This window comes from Bradyrhizobium sp. Arg816 (assembly GCF_029989365.1).
In the GTDB taxonomy this organism is placed as follows: domain Bacteria; phylum Pseudomonadota; class Alphaproteobacteria; order Rhizobiales; family Xanthobacteraceae; genus Bradyrhizobium.
In genome coordinates, this window is sequence record NZ_JAPRAQ010000051.1 from 1 (window position 1) to 16,908 (window position 16,908).

The window sequence follows — 16,908 nt, forward strand, 5'->3', positions numbered from 1 at the left end:
TGTTGCGAACCCGGGTCGACGTCGAAATCGAACGACAGAATCGTGACCTGTTGCAGGCTATCAACGAGCGCGCGAGACAGCAACTTCGGCTGCAGTGCACGGTCGAAGGATTGTCGGTCGGGGCGATTGGATATTATGTGGTCAGCCTGTTTAGCTATCTTGCCAAGGGCGCGCATGATGTCGGACTGCGAGTAGAGCCCTCGTTCCTGACCGCAGCTTTCGTGCCGATCGCGGTCGGCGTGATCTGGCTGGTGAGTTACAATGTCCGAAAGCGACACCTCAAGCACGACGACGCGCCCTCGGTTACTTGCGACTAAAGCTCCTTGAGAGAATCGGTTCATCCGTCCTGCGAAGCTCGCATGGTCGGGGTGCGACGCTGCCGCAAGATCGCGGCCGGCTCCTGCGCAAGGTAATGCCCCGCCCGGACCGGCCGGGCGAGGCATTGTGGATCGGGTCAGTCGCCGTTGCGACGGCTGGGACGGGACCAGATCGGGCTGAAGCCCTCACCTTCCTCGTCGGCGAAGAGGTTGACGAAGATCGGAGCTTCAACGGCCAGCCCGCTCTCGTTCGAATTTCGACGATGAGGACCGCGAGAATTGCGGATATCTGGTCCAGTCCCGCCCGTCGAGGCGATGCCCAGGCCCGGGTGAGGCCATTCCCCTGAAGCGGATGAACGCTGTAATGCTGATGGCAATGGCGCCCACGACAGCAAATATCGTCTGCCAGATTGGTGAAGGCACCGCCATCAGGGCGATTCCATATGTGGCGCTATAGCCCGCGACCGGGCGCGGCGGAAAAAAGGGCGCAAAGTTTGCGGCTGTTTCGCCGGATACCGCGAAGCGGACTGGCAAGTCCCAGCGGTCCTATCGAACTGGACGCTACCCGGGCAAGACGACTTGGCCCCGACCTGGACCGGATCACCGGGACGTCGCTGGACAAGGGCGCCGAACTGGACGCGCTGGCGGCGATGGCCTCATCGACGCGAGCCGAAACTCTCGCCCCCCGCCGCCGGCGGTGCGACGGATGACCTTCGGAAGCTGATGGCACGCCGAAGGATCAAAGGTTACGGAGAAGGTTTACGGTCTAGCTAACCTTGAAGCCCATCGTCGGGTCTCACAGACGCGTAGGGCGCATCGGGAGAAGAACTGACGGATGGCAAACTGACATCGGAACAACGAGCTCGCCTCATGGAGACGGCCGCGGTCATCAAGGCCGACGTGATCGTTAGCCTTGAAGGCAAGCCAATCACCGGATCCACTCTGAAACAAGCCGCGCTTGATGCGGCCTTGACGATCACGCCGCCGGCACTGCCGCCGATCCTTGTCGAGCACGATCCGGTCGATCCGGAAGTGATCAAACTTCTGGTGCCCCTCGAATGGCTGAGGGAGAAGAAGGAACGACGATCGAACTGAACCGACACCTTGATCCAGTGACGATCGGCGCGGTATGGCCGATCGCCATGTCCGGGTGCACGAAAAAGCCCCAGCCGGGGCTGGCGCGGCTGGGGCTTCTGATGCGTGCCCGCGCTGAGGCGGACACAGTCCGAGCCTAGCGACCTCAAACGGTGATTTTCGGCGAAATGATCCATCCTCAGGACGAAAACGCGCGCGCGGCGTAGCTCTCGGGGTACCTGCAGAAAGATAGCACAGGACGCCCCATCGACGCCGCTGATCGTCATGGCTGCATGCTAGGAAGTTCGCGTCGCGATCGTCGGCGTCAGAAGGCCCGGCGGTAAGATCCAGCACCGTCACGGCCGAACTGTTCAGCGTGTCGAAGACGCGCATCTTGCGATCCAGCGTTGTTATGTCGACCAGTTCAGCACGCCGTTCGACGTTTGCGTGTCGAGCGCGCGGGCGTTCATGCCCTGCGCCTGGAAGTAATCCATCAGCACGCGCGAGATGGTGGTCCTATTCAGCGATCTTGCATGCGTCCTGCCAAAGCTCAACAGCACAATCCTCCGCGAGTTGCTGGGCTCGTTTTTTCGCCGTGTCCTCGTCTGCGCGGATGATATTTACGCGCTGCACAATATGCCCATCAGGCTCGAGCATGTAGGCTGCGTACTCTTCCATCGAAGTGTGTCCCCACGGCTTGGATTTCCGGGTATCAGGCTGCCCGGTCGAGCAGCTTCTTCGCGCGCGCCTCGAGATCAAGCCGCGCGTCCTGATGGGTCTTGCACCGCGCAACCGCCCGTGATGCCTTGACGAAATCGAACACGCTCTCGGGCTTGCGCTCTTCTTCGGACAGCACCCTTTCGATGATCTTCGTTGTCTCACTCTTCGAGAAGCCGCGCTTGCGCAGAAACTCGCTGCGGCCGTCGTCCGTGCGGGCAACGATCGTTTCTCGCGCCGCCCTGATGCCGTTGGCGAAGGGCATCGGTGAGGAATTGGCAAAGCTGGCCGGCGCCGGCGCCGCCTCGTGGGCAAAGCGTGAGGCGGCGTGTTTGGAGTGACGAATGGTGATCTCCTCGAAATCCTCGACGCCTCAGAGATTGCGGTGGCGCGGAGATAGAAGCTCGCCATCCCGAGCGTCTTCTCGCCCACCTCGGAATTCCAGCAGTAGAAGCCGCGGAAGTAGAGGTCCGGCGAGCCGTCACGTAGTCGGCCGGCCTCGATCGGGTTGAGGTCGTCGACCAGGAACAGGAAGACGTCGCGGTCGGAGGCGTAGAGCGTCGTCGTGTCTTGGGTGATCCCACCCGAACCGGTTGGCACTCACGCGGCGCCCCTAGAAGAGCGCGTATGCGTGCAGCGATCTTCCGTGCCTCCTTCGGCCCGAGATTGGGTTTCACGCAATCGAGTATGTCCACCATTGCCTGAGCCTCAGCGGTAAGCGCGATTTCCCGCGCACGTTGTCGCCCGCGATTTGACGGATGGCCTTCGTATTGGGACGATGCTGAGCCGTTCAGGCAGCGGCGGTTTTGTGGAAGTTGAAGGGGAGTAGATCGTCGATCTCTGCATCGACCGCGCGCAGAGGCAACTCGGTGAGCACGTGGCGCAGCCATGCTAACGGCTCGACGCGTGAGGCGCGGCAGGTCAGCATCAGGCTGTAGACGACGGCGCTGGCCCTGGCTCCCTCGACGGTGTCGCTGAACAGCCAGCTTTTTCGGCCGGTTGCAAAAACCCTGATGTCGCGTTCCAGAAGATTGTTGTCGATCGGCATCCTGCCATCTTCGGTGTAACGCGTCAGATAGTCCCATTGGTTCCGGGTGTAGGATACGGCGTCGCCAAACTTGCTGTCCGGCAGGACCTTCGGGGCCATGTCATCGAGCCATACCTTGAGGGAGTTCAGGACGGGAATGCTGTGTTGCCGGCGGAAGCGGCGAATGCATTGATCCGGCGTTTCGTCTTTGTCCGGTTTTGTGTCCCGTGCCTGCCTTTCAACCCGGTAGAGCTGTTCGAAGAACCGCAGCGCCTGCTCGGGCGGACCACCGCCCTTCTTCCTCGCTTTGAGTGCATCGACAAAGCGACGCCGGGAGTGGGCCATGCATCCAATGTGGGTGGCACCTTCCAGCGTGCGCCATGCGGTATAGCCGTCACTCATCACGATGCCACGGTAATCGCCGAGGAAGGCCTGCGGGTGGATTTGGCCGCGGCCTGGCTGATAGTCAAGAAGAATGATCGGCTGCTCACTGTCCTCGCCGCTGCGATGGGCCCACATGTACGATGTGCTGGTGGCCTCTCTATCCTTTTCCTTGAGAACCTGAACCGTCGTCTCGTCGCCATGGATGAGAGGTTGTGATCTGAGCTGCAGCTTCAGGGCGTCATAAATCCGGGAGAGATGTTTTTCGCTCGAGCCGATTACCCAGTGGCCCAGAGCGCCGCGGCTGACCGGAACACCTGCGCGTTCGAAGGCCAGCGCCAGGCGGTAGAGTGGCGTGCCATCGACATATTTGTGAACCAGCGCGAACGCCAGCGTCGAGGCCGTGGCAACGCTGCGCCGGCGACCGTTCCGACCAACAAGCCTGACCCGCAGTTTCTGATCATCGTCGCTCATCACAAGGTGTCCACCTATTTAAGTGGACACCTCATGCATCAGAGCACTCAAAAGCAAAAGGTGCGGGGAAATTCGCGCTTACCCTCAGCGGCATTAAATGTCGCGACTTGGCGATCTGATTGGCTCAGAGACGGATCGACCGCGGGGGCCTGATTGGCTGCAAGCACCGCAAGCGCTTGCGATCGCAGGGACGTGATGTGCCGCTCGAATATGTGCATCCGTTGGCCCGTACTGCGCCCATGGATTTGAGCCGCTAACTTCGGTGGCCAGCCCGTGCTCGAAGACTGAGGCTGGCCACCTTTGCTCCCGAGAGGCTCAAATTCACAAGGAGTGCGATCAAGGAGTATCGCTGAGCAGGACTGGGAGCACCTACCTGAATTGGCGGCCGGTCGAATTGACCGCCCCGGTCTAAGCTAGTGCCTCAGGCTTGCAGATTTGGGAGAGACTCAAATGGCCAAACGCGCACGAATTCGTTACGCCAACAAGACGGACAGAAAGAATCCTCACGAAAGAATAACACATGTCGGCGGAGTAAACCCCGATGGAAAGCCGTGGAAGAGGTCCATCGACCAGGTTGTCAAAGATATCGAGAGCGCCGAATGGGAGTTCTATGTCGAAGAAAATGGACGCAGGGTTGGTGTGGTTTGGGCCACGCACAACGGGCACAAGTACATCAAGACGACGGCCGACGACATTCAACCAGACAATGTTCTCCCGCTCCTAGCCGAGTGCCCCGAATGATCTCAATCTCAGTGACCCTAGGCAGCGCGGGCGCGACTCGGCGCCGTCAGCTGGGAGGGATCGGACGCTGTCCCCACCACGCCCGCGCTGCCAGTGAAGTTAGCGGCAACATGACTCGGCGTTTGAAAGTGGACTGATCAACGCTGTCCCTGCCACGCACCGCTAACTTCAACACGGCCAGCCTTCCGTCTGGTAGCAAAGCTGACCGCGCTCGCTCCCGAGAGGCTTAAATTCCCAAGGGGGCCACCAAAGCAATATCGTCGAAAAGTACCGGAGGACACCTACCCGCACCAGTGGGTTGCCGCACCCCCGCGAGCCTGTCATATTAAAACCTCGGCCTGCAACTGTTCGATCTGGCTCCGCTCATAGGAGTAACCGCCGTGCCTAGGACCGAAGTGGTCGCGGCAATCCAAGCATTCACGGACTACGTCCGTAGGCCAAGCCATACACCGGCAGAAGACATGTAGGGGCCACAGCGAACTGAAGAACAGCTGGCCGATTGTCGATCCCGGCTTGAAGTTATCGGCTCCAAAATGTGGCGGATTGCCCTCTTTCGACCTTATCCGAATTTGAGGCGCTCAGACGCGAGATGGGGACAGATTTTCCCGCAACGCTACCCGCTTTACTTAACCGTGTAGCGGACGCATTTTTACGCCGTGGTTCGGCGGATGCCGGACCCTTTATCAGGACGGAGCCGGATGATGCCTAGCACATTGTCGCTGCACAAGTCGGCGAAGCTATACGCGACCTCGAAGAAAAAGTTGCTCACGGCGCAGAAATCAGCTGCGAGGAGCTCGCGAGCGGCATTCTGCGGATTACGAAACGTCTTCGAGATGAACTCGAAGCCGCGCTCAAGGTAATCGATAGCCTCAAGGATCACACCGGGCTCACGGTGGCAGCCGCGCGACCTAAGCAGCGGGAACGTTTAGCGGCCACGTGACTCGGCGCTTTGAAGTGGACCGATAAAGCGCTGTCCCTGCCACGTGCCGCTAACTTATCAGCTTCAAGCGGGGGCAAGAAGCTGACAGGGGTGTATTCTCCGGACGAATGCCATAGAGCAACTACCAAGACAGGGCGGTGACTCGGCGATCAGTCTCAGGTCGCAGGCAGTACGGGCGAGACTCGGCGCTGTTCGGTTGCGTTGGATCAGACGCTGTCCCTGCCCCGCCCGCGCTACCATTTGAAGTTAGCGGGAACATGACTCGGCGCTGACCGTTCTGGTGCCATTGCGCTGTCCCTGCCACTCGCCACTAACTTCAAAGGCGTTTTACGCGGACTACCTTTCCGAAAGCTGACAAGACGGGCGGCTATAGGTCGCCGTCACGCTGCGGGCCTGCTTAGAACCTCACGTAATATGTTTTGCGAACAAACCTTGGATCGGCCAAACCACTGTTGTTAACCGCTGGTATTGAGCCGATGACCGGCATCGGCTGGAGGCAACGCCCCAAGGGACGGCCATGCCTAATACTATGCGCGAACAACTTGATGAAGTGGAGCGCGATAATAAACTCTACGAGGAATTCGACGACCGCGAGAAAACTCGCTTCGAACGTGAGTGCTTCCTTTGGACCGCGGAAGATCGCATCGAGTGGCAGAAGACGCAGCGTTCGGTTGCTGAATACCTTCGCGAGCGTCAGGACAAGCGCAACGCCTTGCTCGACGAGCTTGAAGAATGAGTTATCATTCGCCGAGTCCAGCTTACCCGCGTCGCTTGAATCGTTCCTGTGCAAAATAGGACGCCCCGCTATAGGTGGCCTGCGCGCCTCGCCTTCGAATGTAGGCGCGCGCCAAGTGATTACCGAGATGTGCGCCAGGAAGGGATCGAATCCGAGCCCTCGCGTATGAGCGTTCTCAGCGCCTGGCGCTGCATCGCTCGCGTGTTGTCGTCGATGTCAACGAAAACGAAGACGCCCGGGCGGCAAGTTGCCGAGATTGATTTTCATAGTTGGCTCGCGAGTCATCAACGCGCAGCCACCTTCTGCCCGACGACATCATCAGACCAATGATGAATGATCCGCGTAGAGATGCCGCCATTCGAAATTGTCGTCAGTTGCGCAAAGCCCCCCACCCAACACGGAGTCCGGCCCTCCTTGTAATCTCGGCTGGCAATCTCGCGCTGTGCTTTCAACGCCGCGATGGCGTGTCCCCCAAGTGTTGCCGGTGCAGTTGTCAACGCCGCCCGGATTTCTCGTACGTCTGCTTCGGTGTTGCACGAGCACGGATTAAAGCCGCGCGGAAAATCAATTACTCGCCATGGCTCCAGGTGCTCGCTACTGGCCTCCAGTGACGTAATCCGAAAGCCGGAGGGGCCATGCTGTTCCGAGATTCCCCCGACCGATACCTCGAAGGGACTCGCAGCCGTGACCTGGATGATGATATTCCGTGAAGCTCCGCCACGGGGGTGGGACCGGTTGTTAGGCTGTCCAAGCCGAAGGATTAACAGAATACGTCCGGCACACCGATCGCCTCGTCGTCGAGGGGAAAGTCGAGGCCTACTTCATGAGCCATGAGCTCTTCACTTGGGCGCGCTACCGGCAGCTGCTTTCGACCAAGTTGGCACCGCGATCGACGCGGTCGCAGGGACCAATGACCGAATGCCGCGTCGCATTTGTTGGGCGGGCCGCGCACGGCGCGACGATGGATCGGCCGAGTTGCGCGACCATCCCCGTTCCGACGCCAAGCCTTGCTCGGCTCGCATACACTCTCCGTCGCCGCCGTGGCGCAGACGGCAACCTTGTCGAGGTCTTGGCCCCCGCCGGCCGTGAGATCGATCGAGCCAATCTAGCGAAGCGTGGGCACCGGAATTAAGTGCGGCACTGCCTGAGACGCCTCCATTTGCAACGCGCTTCTCAAGGCGCGCGAAGATTCGCGGCGCGTGTAACCCGAATACCGCCGTTTACCAGCACTGCGTGTGTGGTAGCCTCACTGTGAGCATCTTACGGGAGCGATGGAAATCAGTAATGGCTGTGTACTTGGTCCCTTGGGATATGCGCAGGCTAGACAGTCTCTGATCGATTACCTTTCACACTTCAACCACATCAGAGATGAGGCCTCGATTCCGTTCATCCAAGCACTCTCGACGCGCTAGATGCTGACATACGAAGGTACATGGACAAAGCCGACAGGCTTATCGTTACGAAATTGGTAAATGATCTGCATCAAGGCCGGTTGTCCCAACAGGTCTGGGAGTGGATCAATGCCCGCATCTAACTGCAGGAACACGCTGGGTTACCATTCGTCTTACTTTTCGCTTCGATGGACTGATTATTTATGAGCAATTCTGATTTTGACGACGATGCGCCCCGGTGGTATTGGGCAGCGGATAGCGGGCGTGGATTGGACATCGACGCCTTTGAACGGGCTGATGATCGATTTGTGATCGCAATTGGTCAGCGAGAGCTATGGGCGCGCGTTCATCGCGAGGTCAATCCGCGTGGCGACTGCGCGTGGAGTTCTTTTGGGGCTGCTGATGGTAAGGCGACCCTCGCCGACTGCATGAGGGTGTTCCTGCAAGCTCGTGAAATCTACGGCGTATCTCTCAACAGACTTGTTCTGGAGTTCGCGCGCGTCCCCGTTTTCGCGAAGTTCATAAAGGATAGTCCTTCCGCTTTGGGGAGTTCGATTTCCAATCCTGTGGGTAAGGGTCCGCTGCCAAGACCAGCTTACGATGGCAACGTCGAGCGTCAGGTTGGTCAACGCATCGCCGACACGTTGGGCCTGGAAGAGGATTGGTGGCGCTGAATACGGCATCTTCACGCCTCTGACGCAAACTCGAAGTAAGAAAATGAGTTCATGGGACGGACTTAGCCCTGGCCAGTTCTTGGCGCGAGTGGCGTTTTCAGTCGCTATCACGGCCGCCGTCGTCGTCGGAACTTTCGTCGCAATCCGCTACATGGTCGGCTTTCATCGGTGATCACAGCAAGAAAGCGCAGCGACGGCGAATGAACAAGATGTTTTCGGCCGGATCGATGAAATCGAGCTCAACGAGTCGGCGGCGATCATAGTTGAGCAGGTCGACGACGAGATCACCTTCGTCATCGCAAGCATTGTCGGCGTGCATTTTCAGGTCACGAGCTCTCTCGTGCCTGGGCTGTTGCCGCCGAGAATGCGGCTAAGTTCGATGCATCAACCGATGCCCTAACCGCCGCAACTGCTAGAGTCTAACGCCGCGCACCATCCTTTTTGTCGTGGATGGTTCGAGCGCACTCTATTGATCTCGCGCGCTGGTTGAGATTGGATCCGGCGCGTAAGGGGAAATCAATGCACATCGCCCATCAAGGCTGGGCTGACGTGTGCGCTCGTCGCATTTCCGACGGTGGGGCCAGCTTTAGCTCAGTTCGAGCCGCTCGCTTTCGCAGTTTGCAAGAAAATACCGACTGATTCTGATCGATTGAAATGCTTCGACGCGATCGAACCTAAGCCCAAACTCCCGAGCAGGAGTCTCAAGACCCCACACCGGTCAAAGGAAGGTGGGTCTACACTGAAAGCAGGTCGCCGATAGACGACTCTGAGCAGGTCACTGCGGTGCTCCTCGGTGAGCCAGGAGAGCCCCTATTGGTATTTCGCTGTCGGGAAAGCAAAACTGAAGCGGCGTTCCTTCCGGATGGATTTTTCATCGGCGCATCGGGTCCAGTTGAGTTGCTCATTCGCGTTGGCAGCAACTCACCTGTAAAGATCGCGGCGTCTCCCGGTACGAACGGAAGAGCTCTGTTTATCTCGTCGGCCGCCGATTTCATGCGCCTGCTGCCCGACAATGGAAAACTAGTCCTGCGTGCAACGGGCTTCCAAGGGCGGCAGAGCGATGGAACGTTTTCGTTGGCAGAGGTTTCTGCGGCGCGAGATCGTATCGCGCAGACGTGTCATTGGTCGACTCCCAAGGCAGGTCGGGAAAATGCAAGTCGGCGACTGCGTCGCCGCCTGGCACCAATACAAAACTGCCGAGAGAGGCGCGCTAATGCCCTTCAAGCCATGGGTTCGCAATATCTCCCCGCTCGTCCGGTGCCTTGGGACGTCGGCCATCGCGAACGTCGTAACGATGTTCGCGGTGCGTTACATCACTTTCGGGAGCCCCGATGTCTCCGTCAAAGACGGTTACGTCGACGTGAGCGTTAGCAATACGGTCCGAACCAACGTCGTCAAATGAAGTCGAGCTCAGGAAGGATCGAATTCCTCTTAGGGTTGAGTTTGTTCCTTGAACTGCATGACAGCGGCCCACAAGGCCGCGTTGCGCGCTTCCAACGCCCAGGCGTATTGGGGGGTTGGAGAACACCTACGATGCCAACCGCATTACTGCCGGGAGCGAACATTGCAAAATCCAAGCAATTTACGCTGCTAGACCGCGGATCAGTCATGGAGCTAGCTTGTCCGCGCTGCGGCGGCGAATATTGCAACACACGGGCGCGGTATTTTCGATCGCGGCGAGGACGCAGCGTCGGTTGTCAAGATCGTCGTGGATGGACCGAGTACAACGACCTGCATCAATTCAGGAGCAGGCAATCAGTTCGCGACGTCACGGCATGTTTGTGAAGTTTTTCTGCGAACAGGGTAGCACCAAGGATGATGTCCTTTAGCTTAACATCGCCCAAGATAAGGAAGCGACCGAGCCCGCCTGGACCTTTAGTCCACGAATCAAACTCCACTAGGCCCAATTCTATCCGCCCGAGCGTGGCTTCCTGGCGAGGTCCTTGCGCGAGAGAATCGGAAGGGGGTTCGCCGGTGAAGGTGGGCTGGTCGTTCTCGCCCCAACGCCGTCGATCTTGCGGCCCTTGGGCATGCGGGCCACTATCGCACCATTCTTGAAACCTGGTCGTCGACACGGCCAATGACGCCGCAGCATCATCGCGACGTAGCGCGAAGCGAGGTATGGACATCAGGCGGTGGCGCGACATGCTGTAAGGCTCCATTGGGCGCTCGGCCGGGCAGGCCACAAAGCTCGTCGTGGTTCTCAAAAGTTGCGAAACCGAGGCCCAATGAAGTAGCGAATCTGTTTTGCACTTAACCCGTGGCCGCGGGGAATGCAGTCGTTAGCAACTCTAAGCGAACATGGCGAAGTGCGCAAACACACTCGTCGAGACAGAATATAGTGTCGGAATACTAAGCGGATAGTGTTGTGCTCCTCATTAATGAGGTGACGTTGCCCTCCAGCAACGTCCGGGCAAAACTCTGCGTCCCGTGAAAACCAGGATACCACATCCCCGGGTGCTGCTCCCTTCGCACTCGAGACGGCCGCCCGGTTCATAAAACAATTCCAACTTATCACCGCCCTCTGTCGCGGCCCACCAGATCTCTGAGCTGATACCGACTTGGTGGTTCGTGCTTGTTACCTTCAGGAGACGCTCCCAAAGAACCGGTTGATAGCCGAGGCGAGTTTCTCGAGCAGACGGTGTGCCAGCTATCATCGAGGGCGGGACATTCACCAAGGCCCACGCCACCATGGTCTCCTCGTCTCGGCTGTGTCCATGTCTCGCTCTGCAATACGACGGCAGGCCGCTTGTTTTCAAAGCTCGATTAGCGTACTACACTTATTATGAAGCCCTCAGCGAAAAACGTAGTACGGAAACGTCCGGGCCGGCCGCCCACCGGTCAGGACCCAGTTACGGCTATCCGCCTGTCTTCGGAATTACGGAAAAGCGTCGATGCCTGGGCGGCCAAGCAAGAAGACCTCCCCGGCCGCTCCGAAGCCATCCGCCGCCTGGTCGAGCTGGGGCTCGGCAGAGCCTTCTCATTTGCAAGGCCTGCGACAAGGGCCGGTGGCGCCAGCGCTGATCGAGCCAAAGAACTTGCCGAAAAAGCCATCGATCGCTTGGCCGATCCGGAGACTCCATCCGAAGAGAAGGTGGTTCGCAGGCGCAGGCTGGTGAAAGGGCCCTCGGAATTCCGGGAAGACCGTCTCGATCAACCCCGACCCAAAAAGAGATAGGGATGGACGCGCTCGCCGAGCTACTCCAGCCGGTGAGGCTTGGGCATTGGCTCATAATCGCGGGCGGCCTCTTCATTGTTCTCGGCGCCTTGGGCCTGATCGGACGGACTCGCCGAGAAAGCTCTGAAGTCGAGGACGAAGTTACCTCCGACGCCAAATAGTAAATCTGGGGAGAAGGAAGATGATGAGGCCTGCGCTGATTCTCGCCACCGCCATTCTCGGCTTTTCGGCATCTGCCTACGCTCAAACTGCCGCGCCGAAGGCGACCGCGCCCCCCAAAGCCCGCGCGGCCAAGCCACAAAAACAGCCGCAGGCCACGATGGGTTGTATGCTCGTGGGAACGGTGAGGGGGACCAAGCTTTGGGCAGGCGATTGTGTCACACCGTCGGAGCTCAGGGGTACTACACCCGCCGCCGAACCCGCCGCGCAAACACCTCCCGAGCCACCTGACAAACAGTAGGCAGTCGAGATATCGCTGCGATGGAGCTTTTTGGAATGTCCGACCGAGAAACACGCACAGATGCGACGTTAAAGCGCGAAGCAACGGTCAAACAGCTATTGCGGCGCGCAGTCAAGCGTAGCCGGCTCAGCGAGTCCGTTTCAGTAGTGGCCCACGGGCGGGAGACGGACCCGAATCGGGAGTTTGCGCCGGATAGCGACGCGGACGCCATTGTGTGGTTCCTGATAGCGCTCCCGATATTCATAGTAGCTCACGCGATCTGCGTGAAGATTGGCGCCATCTAAGCCTACGCGCATCCCGAAACCGGTGGTTCCGGGCTCCCTGCCTTGGCTGCGGAAGTTGCGATAAACCTTCAATTTTCGGGGGAAGAGTGGCGGTGACGCCAGACCAGAAAGCGGCGTTCGATGCCATCATGGGTTTCGTCCATCGCGCAGCAATGAAGATTGCTGAACTTCCTGAAGAAGAGCGCGCAAGGACGCTGACGCCCTAGCCTGTCAGGGTTGGAATGCCCGCATGTTTGGTTTCCAAGGCCCTGTGCAGCCCTCCCCGGTGCTCGGGGACGCCCTCAATGCCGGCTATCGCTGTCTTGAGGCGAAGTGTCTCGGTTGCAACACCCACCAGACCGTAGCGCTCGATATCGTTCGGCGGCCCAAGATCACGCCCATCCACGAGCTCGAGCTATATGATGCGAGCAATGCTCAGTCAGGGGCTCCCGTTTAAGCGCAGCCATCTCGTCGCCTTGCGGACCACGAAGATCTCGGCCAGTAATCCACTTTCTGTTTGGTGGCCCTGGGATCGCTGAGAATTGAAGCTGTCTGCTGAACGACCTTACGCCAGCCCCGAAGCGCCGCGCACAAGCTTGTCGAATTGGCAGCCAGCATTGAGCCGGTCCAGGATGGCCGCATCTACATCGAACGGATCAACGCGCCATTTCTCTACACGCTCAAGGCCAGCGGACTGGAGTTCGGAGCTGGCATCAGGCGCGCAGTTGAGAAGGGCTGGCTCGAGCTACACGAGAGCGGGACTTTCGTGCGTTTGCTGGAGCCGAGAAAGGCGCTGACAACGTAGACCAACCGGCCCCAGCCTGGAGGTTTTTCCGGATCGAAAAACGAGCTGGGACCGAGAGGTGTGCCGCTATCTGGTCGCGGCAAACGCAGCTTAATCCCAAAATATCCCCCCCTCGGGATTCACATTTGTGAATCGACGCAAATGAATGCCCCAACTCGCGTGCGACGAGCTGGGGTCCCGGAGGCAGCAGACCGGGCGAGCCTGTAAGGTCGCCTCAATTGGCTGCCGGTCTCCGCGCTGGCGAGCCTTGTTCTGGCTAGTGATCTTCAGAAATTGGTGCCGGTCGTCATCTTTTTGCTTGCTCATTCCTCGCTGGCCATACGGCCTCAGTGTCCGCGCCAGCCCCGGAAAATGCTCGAGGCCGTTTTGTTGTTTCCTGCCACGAACCTGTGGCACGGCCATTGCTAGGGTAGCGCTAACTGGGATTTCAGGGCTCAGTTTGAGAATGAAACGCTGCCGGGACGTGTATTTCGAGCCCGGCAGCGTTCTGTTTCGAGAAACTGGTGGCACAACCGCCCGCGTGAACCAGCCAAGAGCGACGGGGCTTGTTGGATGATCCCCACAAAAGGGCGGCCCCAGCTGGGCGGCAGCTGAGGCCGTTGGGGGGCTGCTCCGGCCTTCAGGGGTCGAGGGACACCGGAGCAACTAGCCAATCCGCCAGATTGCCACTTGTTCCCGGCTCGAAAAAACGATCTCAAGCTCTTATCTTCGCCCCATGCGTATGGCGTACGAGCTCTGCCTGGCGACTGCCGGCAAGGAGGTCCCGAACGGGCCGGACTGGATCCACGAAGTAAAGCACGAAGGCTACCGGATGCGAGTCATCCGGGACGATAAACGTATGCGCCTGCTCTCACACAATGGACCAAGCGCTATCCGTGGATCGCCGAGGCGGCCCTGAAGAACCGGCAGAAGCAGTTCGTCATCGACGGCGAAGCCGTGGTGATCGGCGTCGACGGCATTTCCTATTTCAACGCGCTGCACTCCCGCAAGCACGAACACGAGGTACAGCTTTACGCCTTCTATATCCTCGCCATGGGCGGCCGATTTGCGCGCCCTGCCCCTCCACATGCGGAAGACCAACCTGGAGCAGCTGCTGGATCGCCAGCCGGGCGGGATAGCCGTGGCGGCGTTCGAGCGCGGCGAGATCGAGCCCGATTTGTTTCGACCGCCGCATCGTGAGCAGCGGCGAGTGCATCTATGATTCGGCTCCAGATACCGGCCCGGCGCGAGCGAGCAAAGCGGTTATAGCAGGTAGTGTAAGGGCCAAAATGATCCGGCAAATCGCGCCAAGGTGCCCCAGATCGCAGGACCAGAAGATGCCATTGAGGACACGTCGGTCGTTTACCCGAGGAACTCCACGCGGCTTGTTTGGTAGCATAGACTTGATAGTTGCCCATTCGTAGTCCGTTAGTTCATGGCGCATGCTTCGAAGCCTCAGTTAGGGAGCTTGAATCACGGGCGCCGGGGCGAGCACAATGCTTTTGCCATGTCAGGCCGACTTGTCCTCACGGCTGCCCTGCTTATCTCGCAAGGCCGTGATCACGCGATGGACAATCCGTATATCCTTGACCGACAGCCCTTCTGAAAGATCGTTGATCCAGGGAGCCTGCAATTCCATTGCGGCTTCGAAGGCGCTCTGTCCATTCTCAGTGAGCACGACGAGCTGCGCCCGTCGGTGATGCGGGTTGACCTCAAAAGATACGAGGCCCTCCCTGTGCAGATCATTGATAATCCGCTGCACGTTTTGACGATTGCCGCCGAGGTCGCGTGCGAGCCAAGCGACCGGTTGGGGACGTTCGGCGGACACAATGGCGCCAAGCACCTGCCAGCGTGCGCTTGTTAGGCCAAGCGGGGCGACCAGACGGTCGCCGGCCGTCAGAAGTAGGCTGTCGAGCCTGAATAGATCGAGAACAAGGTCTGTCAGGGCGTCCCCCTCGGGGGTTCGCTCGGCTCTTTTCATTTGTCACCATTGTTTTATATTGACACTATGATGTCAATCTGTGATGTAATCATAATACCGATTAGACATCACGTCTTAAATAGCGATGGAGGCACTCATGTCGCTGCTACGCCCACTCGACCCTTCCTTCCCGATCGACCGCCAGATCGCTATCGAGGCAAATTCGGTCGTCCTGGTGAACTTATTCACTCTCGACAAAGCCGATGAGGCGGCTTTTCTCAAAACCTGGCAGGACGACGCAGCGTTCATGAAGCGACAGCCGGGCTTCATTTCCACTCAGCTGCACCGAGCTCTCGGCGACAGCTCGACCTATCTGAACTACGCCGTCTGGGAATCCACCGCACACTTCCGCGCGGCCTTCAGCCATCCTGACTTTCTAGCAAAAATCGCCACCTATCCGGCCTCGGCGATAGCTTCCCCTCATCTGTTCCAGAAAGTTGCCGTGCCCGGCATCTGCGTTGCCTAGCTCTGCTGTTTTTAGGAAGGGAAGATACTCATGATCAAGTTGATCCATCCTGTCGCTGGCGCCTTGGCTATCGCAACGATCGGCACATTTTGGCTTTCGACGGTACTCAGCGAGCTGTTCGCGTCCCATGCCACAGTTGCAGCGGTTAAGAGCACCATACCGTGGGGTTTCTTGTTGCTGATTCCGGCGCTCGCTGCGACCGGTGGTACAGGTGTCATATCTTGGCAAAGGGGCGCCGGGCCGGACTGATCGGGGCCAAATTCAAGCGCATGCCATTCATTGCAGGGAACGGCATCCTGATTCTTATTCCGTCTGCGCTCTTCCTTGCGTCAAGGCTCAGGCGGCAGAATTCGATGCCGCGTTCTATGCTGTGCAGGCGATCGAGCTCGTCGCGGGGGCTCCCCCGGCCGACAGCGCCGAGGCGTTCTCATAACCCTCTAGAGGAGCGCGCTATGTCCTGGAAGTGGAAGCCGAGTTGGTACATCTTGGGCGGCAAGGACAGCATCGTGCAACCGGCCCTTCAATGTCTTGTCACAAAACGCTCGACTGTCTTTAAGATCGACGGCCGCCGCGTCCCCAAGCGGGCCCAGCCCGACCTAATACTCGATCTGATCCGCAAGGCTGCAAACGCCCTTCTGCACCTAAGGCGGCGCAAGGTGCATCGCAGCCGGTTCAACGAACCAGAAGGAAATCCGCGCAAGGCGAAGGGCGAAGCGCCATTGCAGACCTCAGCAGATTTTGTGCGCACCTATAGTGTTGTCGTCGACACGCTCACAGCCACGATTCTCAATGCAGAGGCCGCCTTAAACTGGTTGGGCACTCAACCGCCAGATCTGGAAGAAGCCCGGCGAGCACTTAGTACTATCGCTAAGGACGGTAAGCGAGCAGGCGAAATTATCGTTCGACTTCGAGCGCCGATGCAGGATGACGCTCTTGATCCCTAAACGCGCCCTGACCCGCACCATCCCGTTTATGATGGGGTTGTCTCATCGCTGTCAATCGGCCCTTTAATTGCGGATTATTGTCAACTCTCTTTTTGAAGCCATTCGGCAAGACGGAGCGCTCGATCCGTCGGAGCGGGTCGGGTTGCGGAGACGGGGCGAGCGCGGCTGGTAGATCGATAGCCAGCTCGGTAGTCGTGGGCCGATTGGCCGTTACCTAAATCTCAATGTGATCAGCTGCCCGTCGCTGGGGTCATGGTCCTTATATGGACGCCTCCCGCTTGCCAAGTCTCGCTTAGAAGGGATGCCACACAGAATACGGCTGCAGTTTTATATCCGGCCTGTTTGTGCAGGGGGTTACCT

General features: G+C 58.8%; 13 protein-coding genes and 6 pseudogenes. 11 read left to right on the plus strand and 8 right to left on the minus strand.

Features of this window, described 5'->3' with window-relative positions; all coding sequences use genetic code 11:
- On the plus strand, window positions 1-317 hold a 317-nt coding region (locus OWC48_RS45200), incomplete at its 5' end, for a DUF3422 family protein (protein WP_282524950.1).
- Window positions 318-454: 137 nt separating this feature from the next.
- Here the strand turns inward: OWC48_RS45200 and OWC48_RS45205 are convergent.
- Window positions 455-544: pseudogene (locus tag OWC48_RS45205) on the minus strand (DUF736 domain-containing protein); the annotation flags it as partial.
- Between the two features lie 643 nt (window positions 545-1,187).
- Here OWC48_RS45205 and OWC48_RS45210 point away from each other — a divergent pair.
- On the plus strand, window positions 1,188-1,412 hold the full coding sequence (locus OWC48_RS45210; RefSeq protein ID WP_282525817.1) for a hypothetical protein: 225 nt from the start codon (window positions 1,188-1,190) through the stop codon (window positions 1,410-1,412).
- Window positions 1,413-1,801: 389 nt separating this feature from the next.
- Here the strand turns inward: OWC48_RS45210 and OWC48_RS45215 are convergent, their stop codons facing one another.
- From OWC48_RS45215 to tnpC, 3 genes and pseudogenes are all read right to left on the minus strand, one after another.
- Window positions 1,802-1,945: a hypothetical protein gene (locus OWC48_RS45215; RefSeq protein WP_282525818.1), complete on the minus strand. Its 144-nt coding sequence runs from the start codon at window positions 1,943-1,945 to the stop codon at window positions 1,802-1,804.
- Window positions 1,946-2,103: 158 nt separating this feature from the next.
- Window positions 2,104-2,687 (minus strand): annotated as a pseudogene (locus tag OWC48_RS45220) (DUF932 domain-containing protein); the annotation flags it as partial.
- A gap of 211 nt (window positions 2,688-2,898) precedes the next feature.
- Window positions 2,899-3,930, minus strand: a pseudogene (tnpC, locus tag OWC48_RS45225) (IS66 family transposase); the annotation flags it as partial.
- 510 nt (window positions 3,931-4,440) lie between these two features.
- Between tnpC and OWC48_RS45230 the strand changes: the two are divergent.
- A complete protein-coding gene (locus tag OWC48_RS45230; protein WP_282525819.1) occupies window positions 4,441-4,731 on the plus strand; it encodes a DUF3892 domain-containing protein in 291 nt (96 codons plus the stop codon).
- A gap of 649 nt (window positions 4,732-5,380) precedes the next feature.
- Here OWC48_RS45230 and OWC48_RS45235 read toward each other — a convergent pair.
- On the minus strand, window positions 5,381-5,611 hold the full coding sequence (locus OWC48_RS45235; protein ID WP_282525820.1) for a hypothetical protein: 231 nt from the start codon (window positions 5,609-5,611) through the stop codon (window positions 5,381-5,383).
- 577 nt (window positions 5,612-6,188) lie between these two features.
- Between OWC48_RS45235 and OWC48_RS45240 the strand changes: the two genes are divergently transcribed.
- Window positions 6,189-6,407 (plus strand): hypothetical protein, encoded by a 219-nt coding sequence (locus OWC48_RS45240; protein WP_282525821.1) that lies wholly within the window; start codon window positions 6,189-6,191, stop codon window positions 6,405-6,407.
- 1,594 nt (window positions 6,408-8,001) lie between these two features.
- Window positions 8,002-8,472, plus strand: a complete 471-nt coding sequence (locus tag OWC48_RS45245; RefSeq protein ID WP_282525822.1) for a hypothetical protein — start codon at window positions 8,002-8,004, stop codon at window positions 8,470-8,472.
- Between the two features lie 172 nt (window positions 8,473-8,644).
- On the opposite strand, the gene OWC48_RS45250 is transcribed toward OWC48_RS45245, so the two are convergent.
- Entirely contained in the window at window positions 8,645-8,791 is a 147-nt protein-coding gene (locus tag OWC48_RS45250) for a hypothetical protein (protein ID WP_282525823.1), read from the minus strand.
- Between the two features lie 2,861 nt (window positions 8,792-11,652).
- On the opposite strand from OWC48_RS45250, the gene OWC48_RS45255 reads away from it, so the two are divergent.
- From OWC48_RS45255 to OWC48_RS45260, 3 genes and pseudogenes are all read left to right on the plus strand, one after another.
- On the plus strand, window positions 11,653-11,811 hold the full coding sequence (locus OWC48_RS45255) for a hypothetical protein (protein WP_282525824.1): 159 nt from the start codon (window positions 11,653-11,655) through the stop codon (window positions 11,809-11,811).
- Window positions 11,812-12,572: 761 nt separating this feature from the next.
- Window positions 12,573-12,912 (plus strand): annotated as a pseudogene (locus OWC48_RS47640) (hypothetical protein); the annotation flags it as partial.
- 65 nt (window positions 12,913-12,977) lie between these two features.
- Window positions 12,978-13,178 (plus strand): hypothetical protein, encoded by a 201-nt coding sequence (locus tag OWC48_RS45260; RefSeq protein ID WP_306664771.1) that lies wholly within the window; start codon window positions 12,978-12,980, stop codon window positions 13,176-13,178.
- A gap of 1,160 nt (window positions 13,179-14,338) precedes the next feature.
- On the opposite strand, the pseudogene OWC48_RS45270 reads toward OWC48_RS45260, so the two are convergent.
- Window positions 14,339-14,601 (minus strand): annotated as a pseudogene (locus OWC48_RS45270) (transposase); the annotation flags it as partial.
- A gap of 66 nt (window positions 14,602-14,667) precedes the next feature.
- The gene (locus OWC48_RS45275; protein WP_282525825.1) at window positions 14,668-15,138 is read right to left on the minus strand and encodes a MarR family winged helix-turn-helix transcriptional regulator; all 471 of its coding nucleotides are present in this window, start codon (window positions 15,136-15,138) and stop codon (window positions 14,668-14,670) included.
- A gap of 97 nt (window positions 15,139-15,235) precedes the next feature.
- On the opposite strand from OWC48_RS45275, the gene OWC48_RS45280 reads away from it, so the two are divergent.
- The 3 genes and pseudogenes from OWC48_RS45280 (at window position 15,236) to OWC48_RS45290 (ending at window position 16,548) form a co-directional block, all read left to right on the plus strand.
- The gene (locus OWC48_RS45280; RefSeq protein ID WP_282525826.1) at window positions 15,236-15,604 is read left to right on the plus strand and encodes an antibiotic biosynthesis monooxygenase; all 369 of its coding nucleotides are present in this window, start codon (window positions 15,236-15,238) and stop codon (window positions 15,602-15,604) included.
- 30 nt (window positions 15,605-15,634) lie between these two features.
- A pseudogene (locus tag OWC48_RS45285) lies at window positions 15,635-16,004 on the plus strand (hypothetical protein); the annotation flags it as partial.
- Window positions 16,005-16,056: 52 nt separating this feature from the next.
- Window positions 16,057-16,548 carry a hypothetical protein gene (locus OWC48_RS45290; RefSeq protein WP_282525827.1) on the plus strand — a complete coding sequence of 164 codons (492 nt, stop codon included), beginning with the start codon at window positions 16,057-16,059 and terminating at the stop codon, window positions 16,546-16,548.
- Window positions 16,549-16,908 lie beyond the last annotated feature (360 nt).

What these genes read in the sequence shown, in the direction of transcription:
- OWC48_RS45210 (WP_282525817.1), top strand. Translation starts at nt 1,188, where the DNA reads ATGGAGACGGCCGCGGTCATCAAGGCCGACGTGATCGTTAGCCTTGAA.
- OWC48_RS45230 (WP_282525819.1), top strand. Translation starts at nt 4,441, where the DNA reads ATGGCCAAACGCGCACGAATTCGTTACGCCAACAAGACGGACAGAAAG.
- OWC48_RS45240 (WP_282525821.1), top strand. Translation starts at nt 6,189, where the DNA reads ATGCCTAATACTATGCGCGAACAACTTGATGAAGTGGAGCGCGATAAT.
- OWC48_RS45245 (WP_282525822.1), top strand. Translation starts at nt 8,002, where the DNA reads ATGAGCAATTCTGATTTTGACGACGATGCGCCCCGGTGGTATTGGGCA.
- OWC48_RS45250 (WP_282525823.1), bottom strand. Translation starts at nt 8,791, where the DNA reads ATGCACGCCGACAATGCTTGCGATGACGAAGGTGATCTCGTCGTCGAC.
- OWC48_RS45255 (WP_282525824.1), top strand. Translation starts at nt 11,653, where the DNA reads ATGGACGCGCTCGCCGAGCTACTCCAGCCGGTGAGGCTTGGGCATTGG.
- OWC48_RS45275 (WP_282525825.1), bottom strand. Translation starts at nt 15,138, where the DNA reads ATGAAAAGAGCCGAGCGAACCCCCGAGGGGGACGCCCTGACAGACCTT.
- OWC48_RS45280 (WP_282525826.1), top strand. Translation starts at nt 15,236, where the DNA reads ATGTCGCTGCTACGCCCACTCGACCCTTCCTTCCCGATCGACCGCCAG.
- OWC48_RS45290 (WP_282525827.1), top strand. Translation starts at nt 16,057, where the DNA reads ATGTCCTGGAAGTGGAAGCCGAGTTGGTACATCTTGGGCGGCAAGGAC.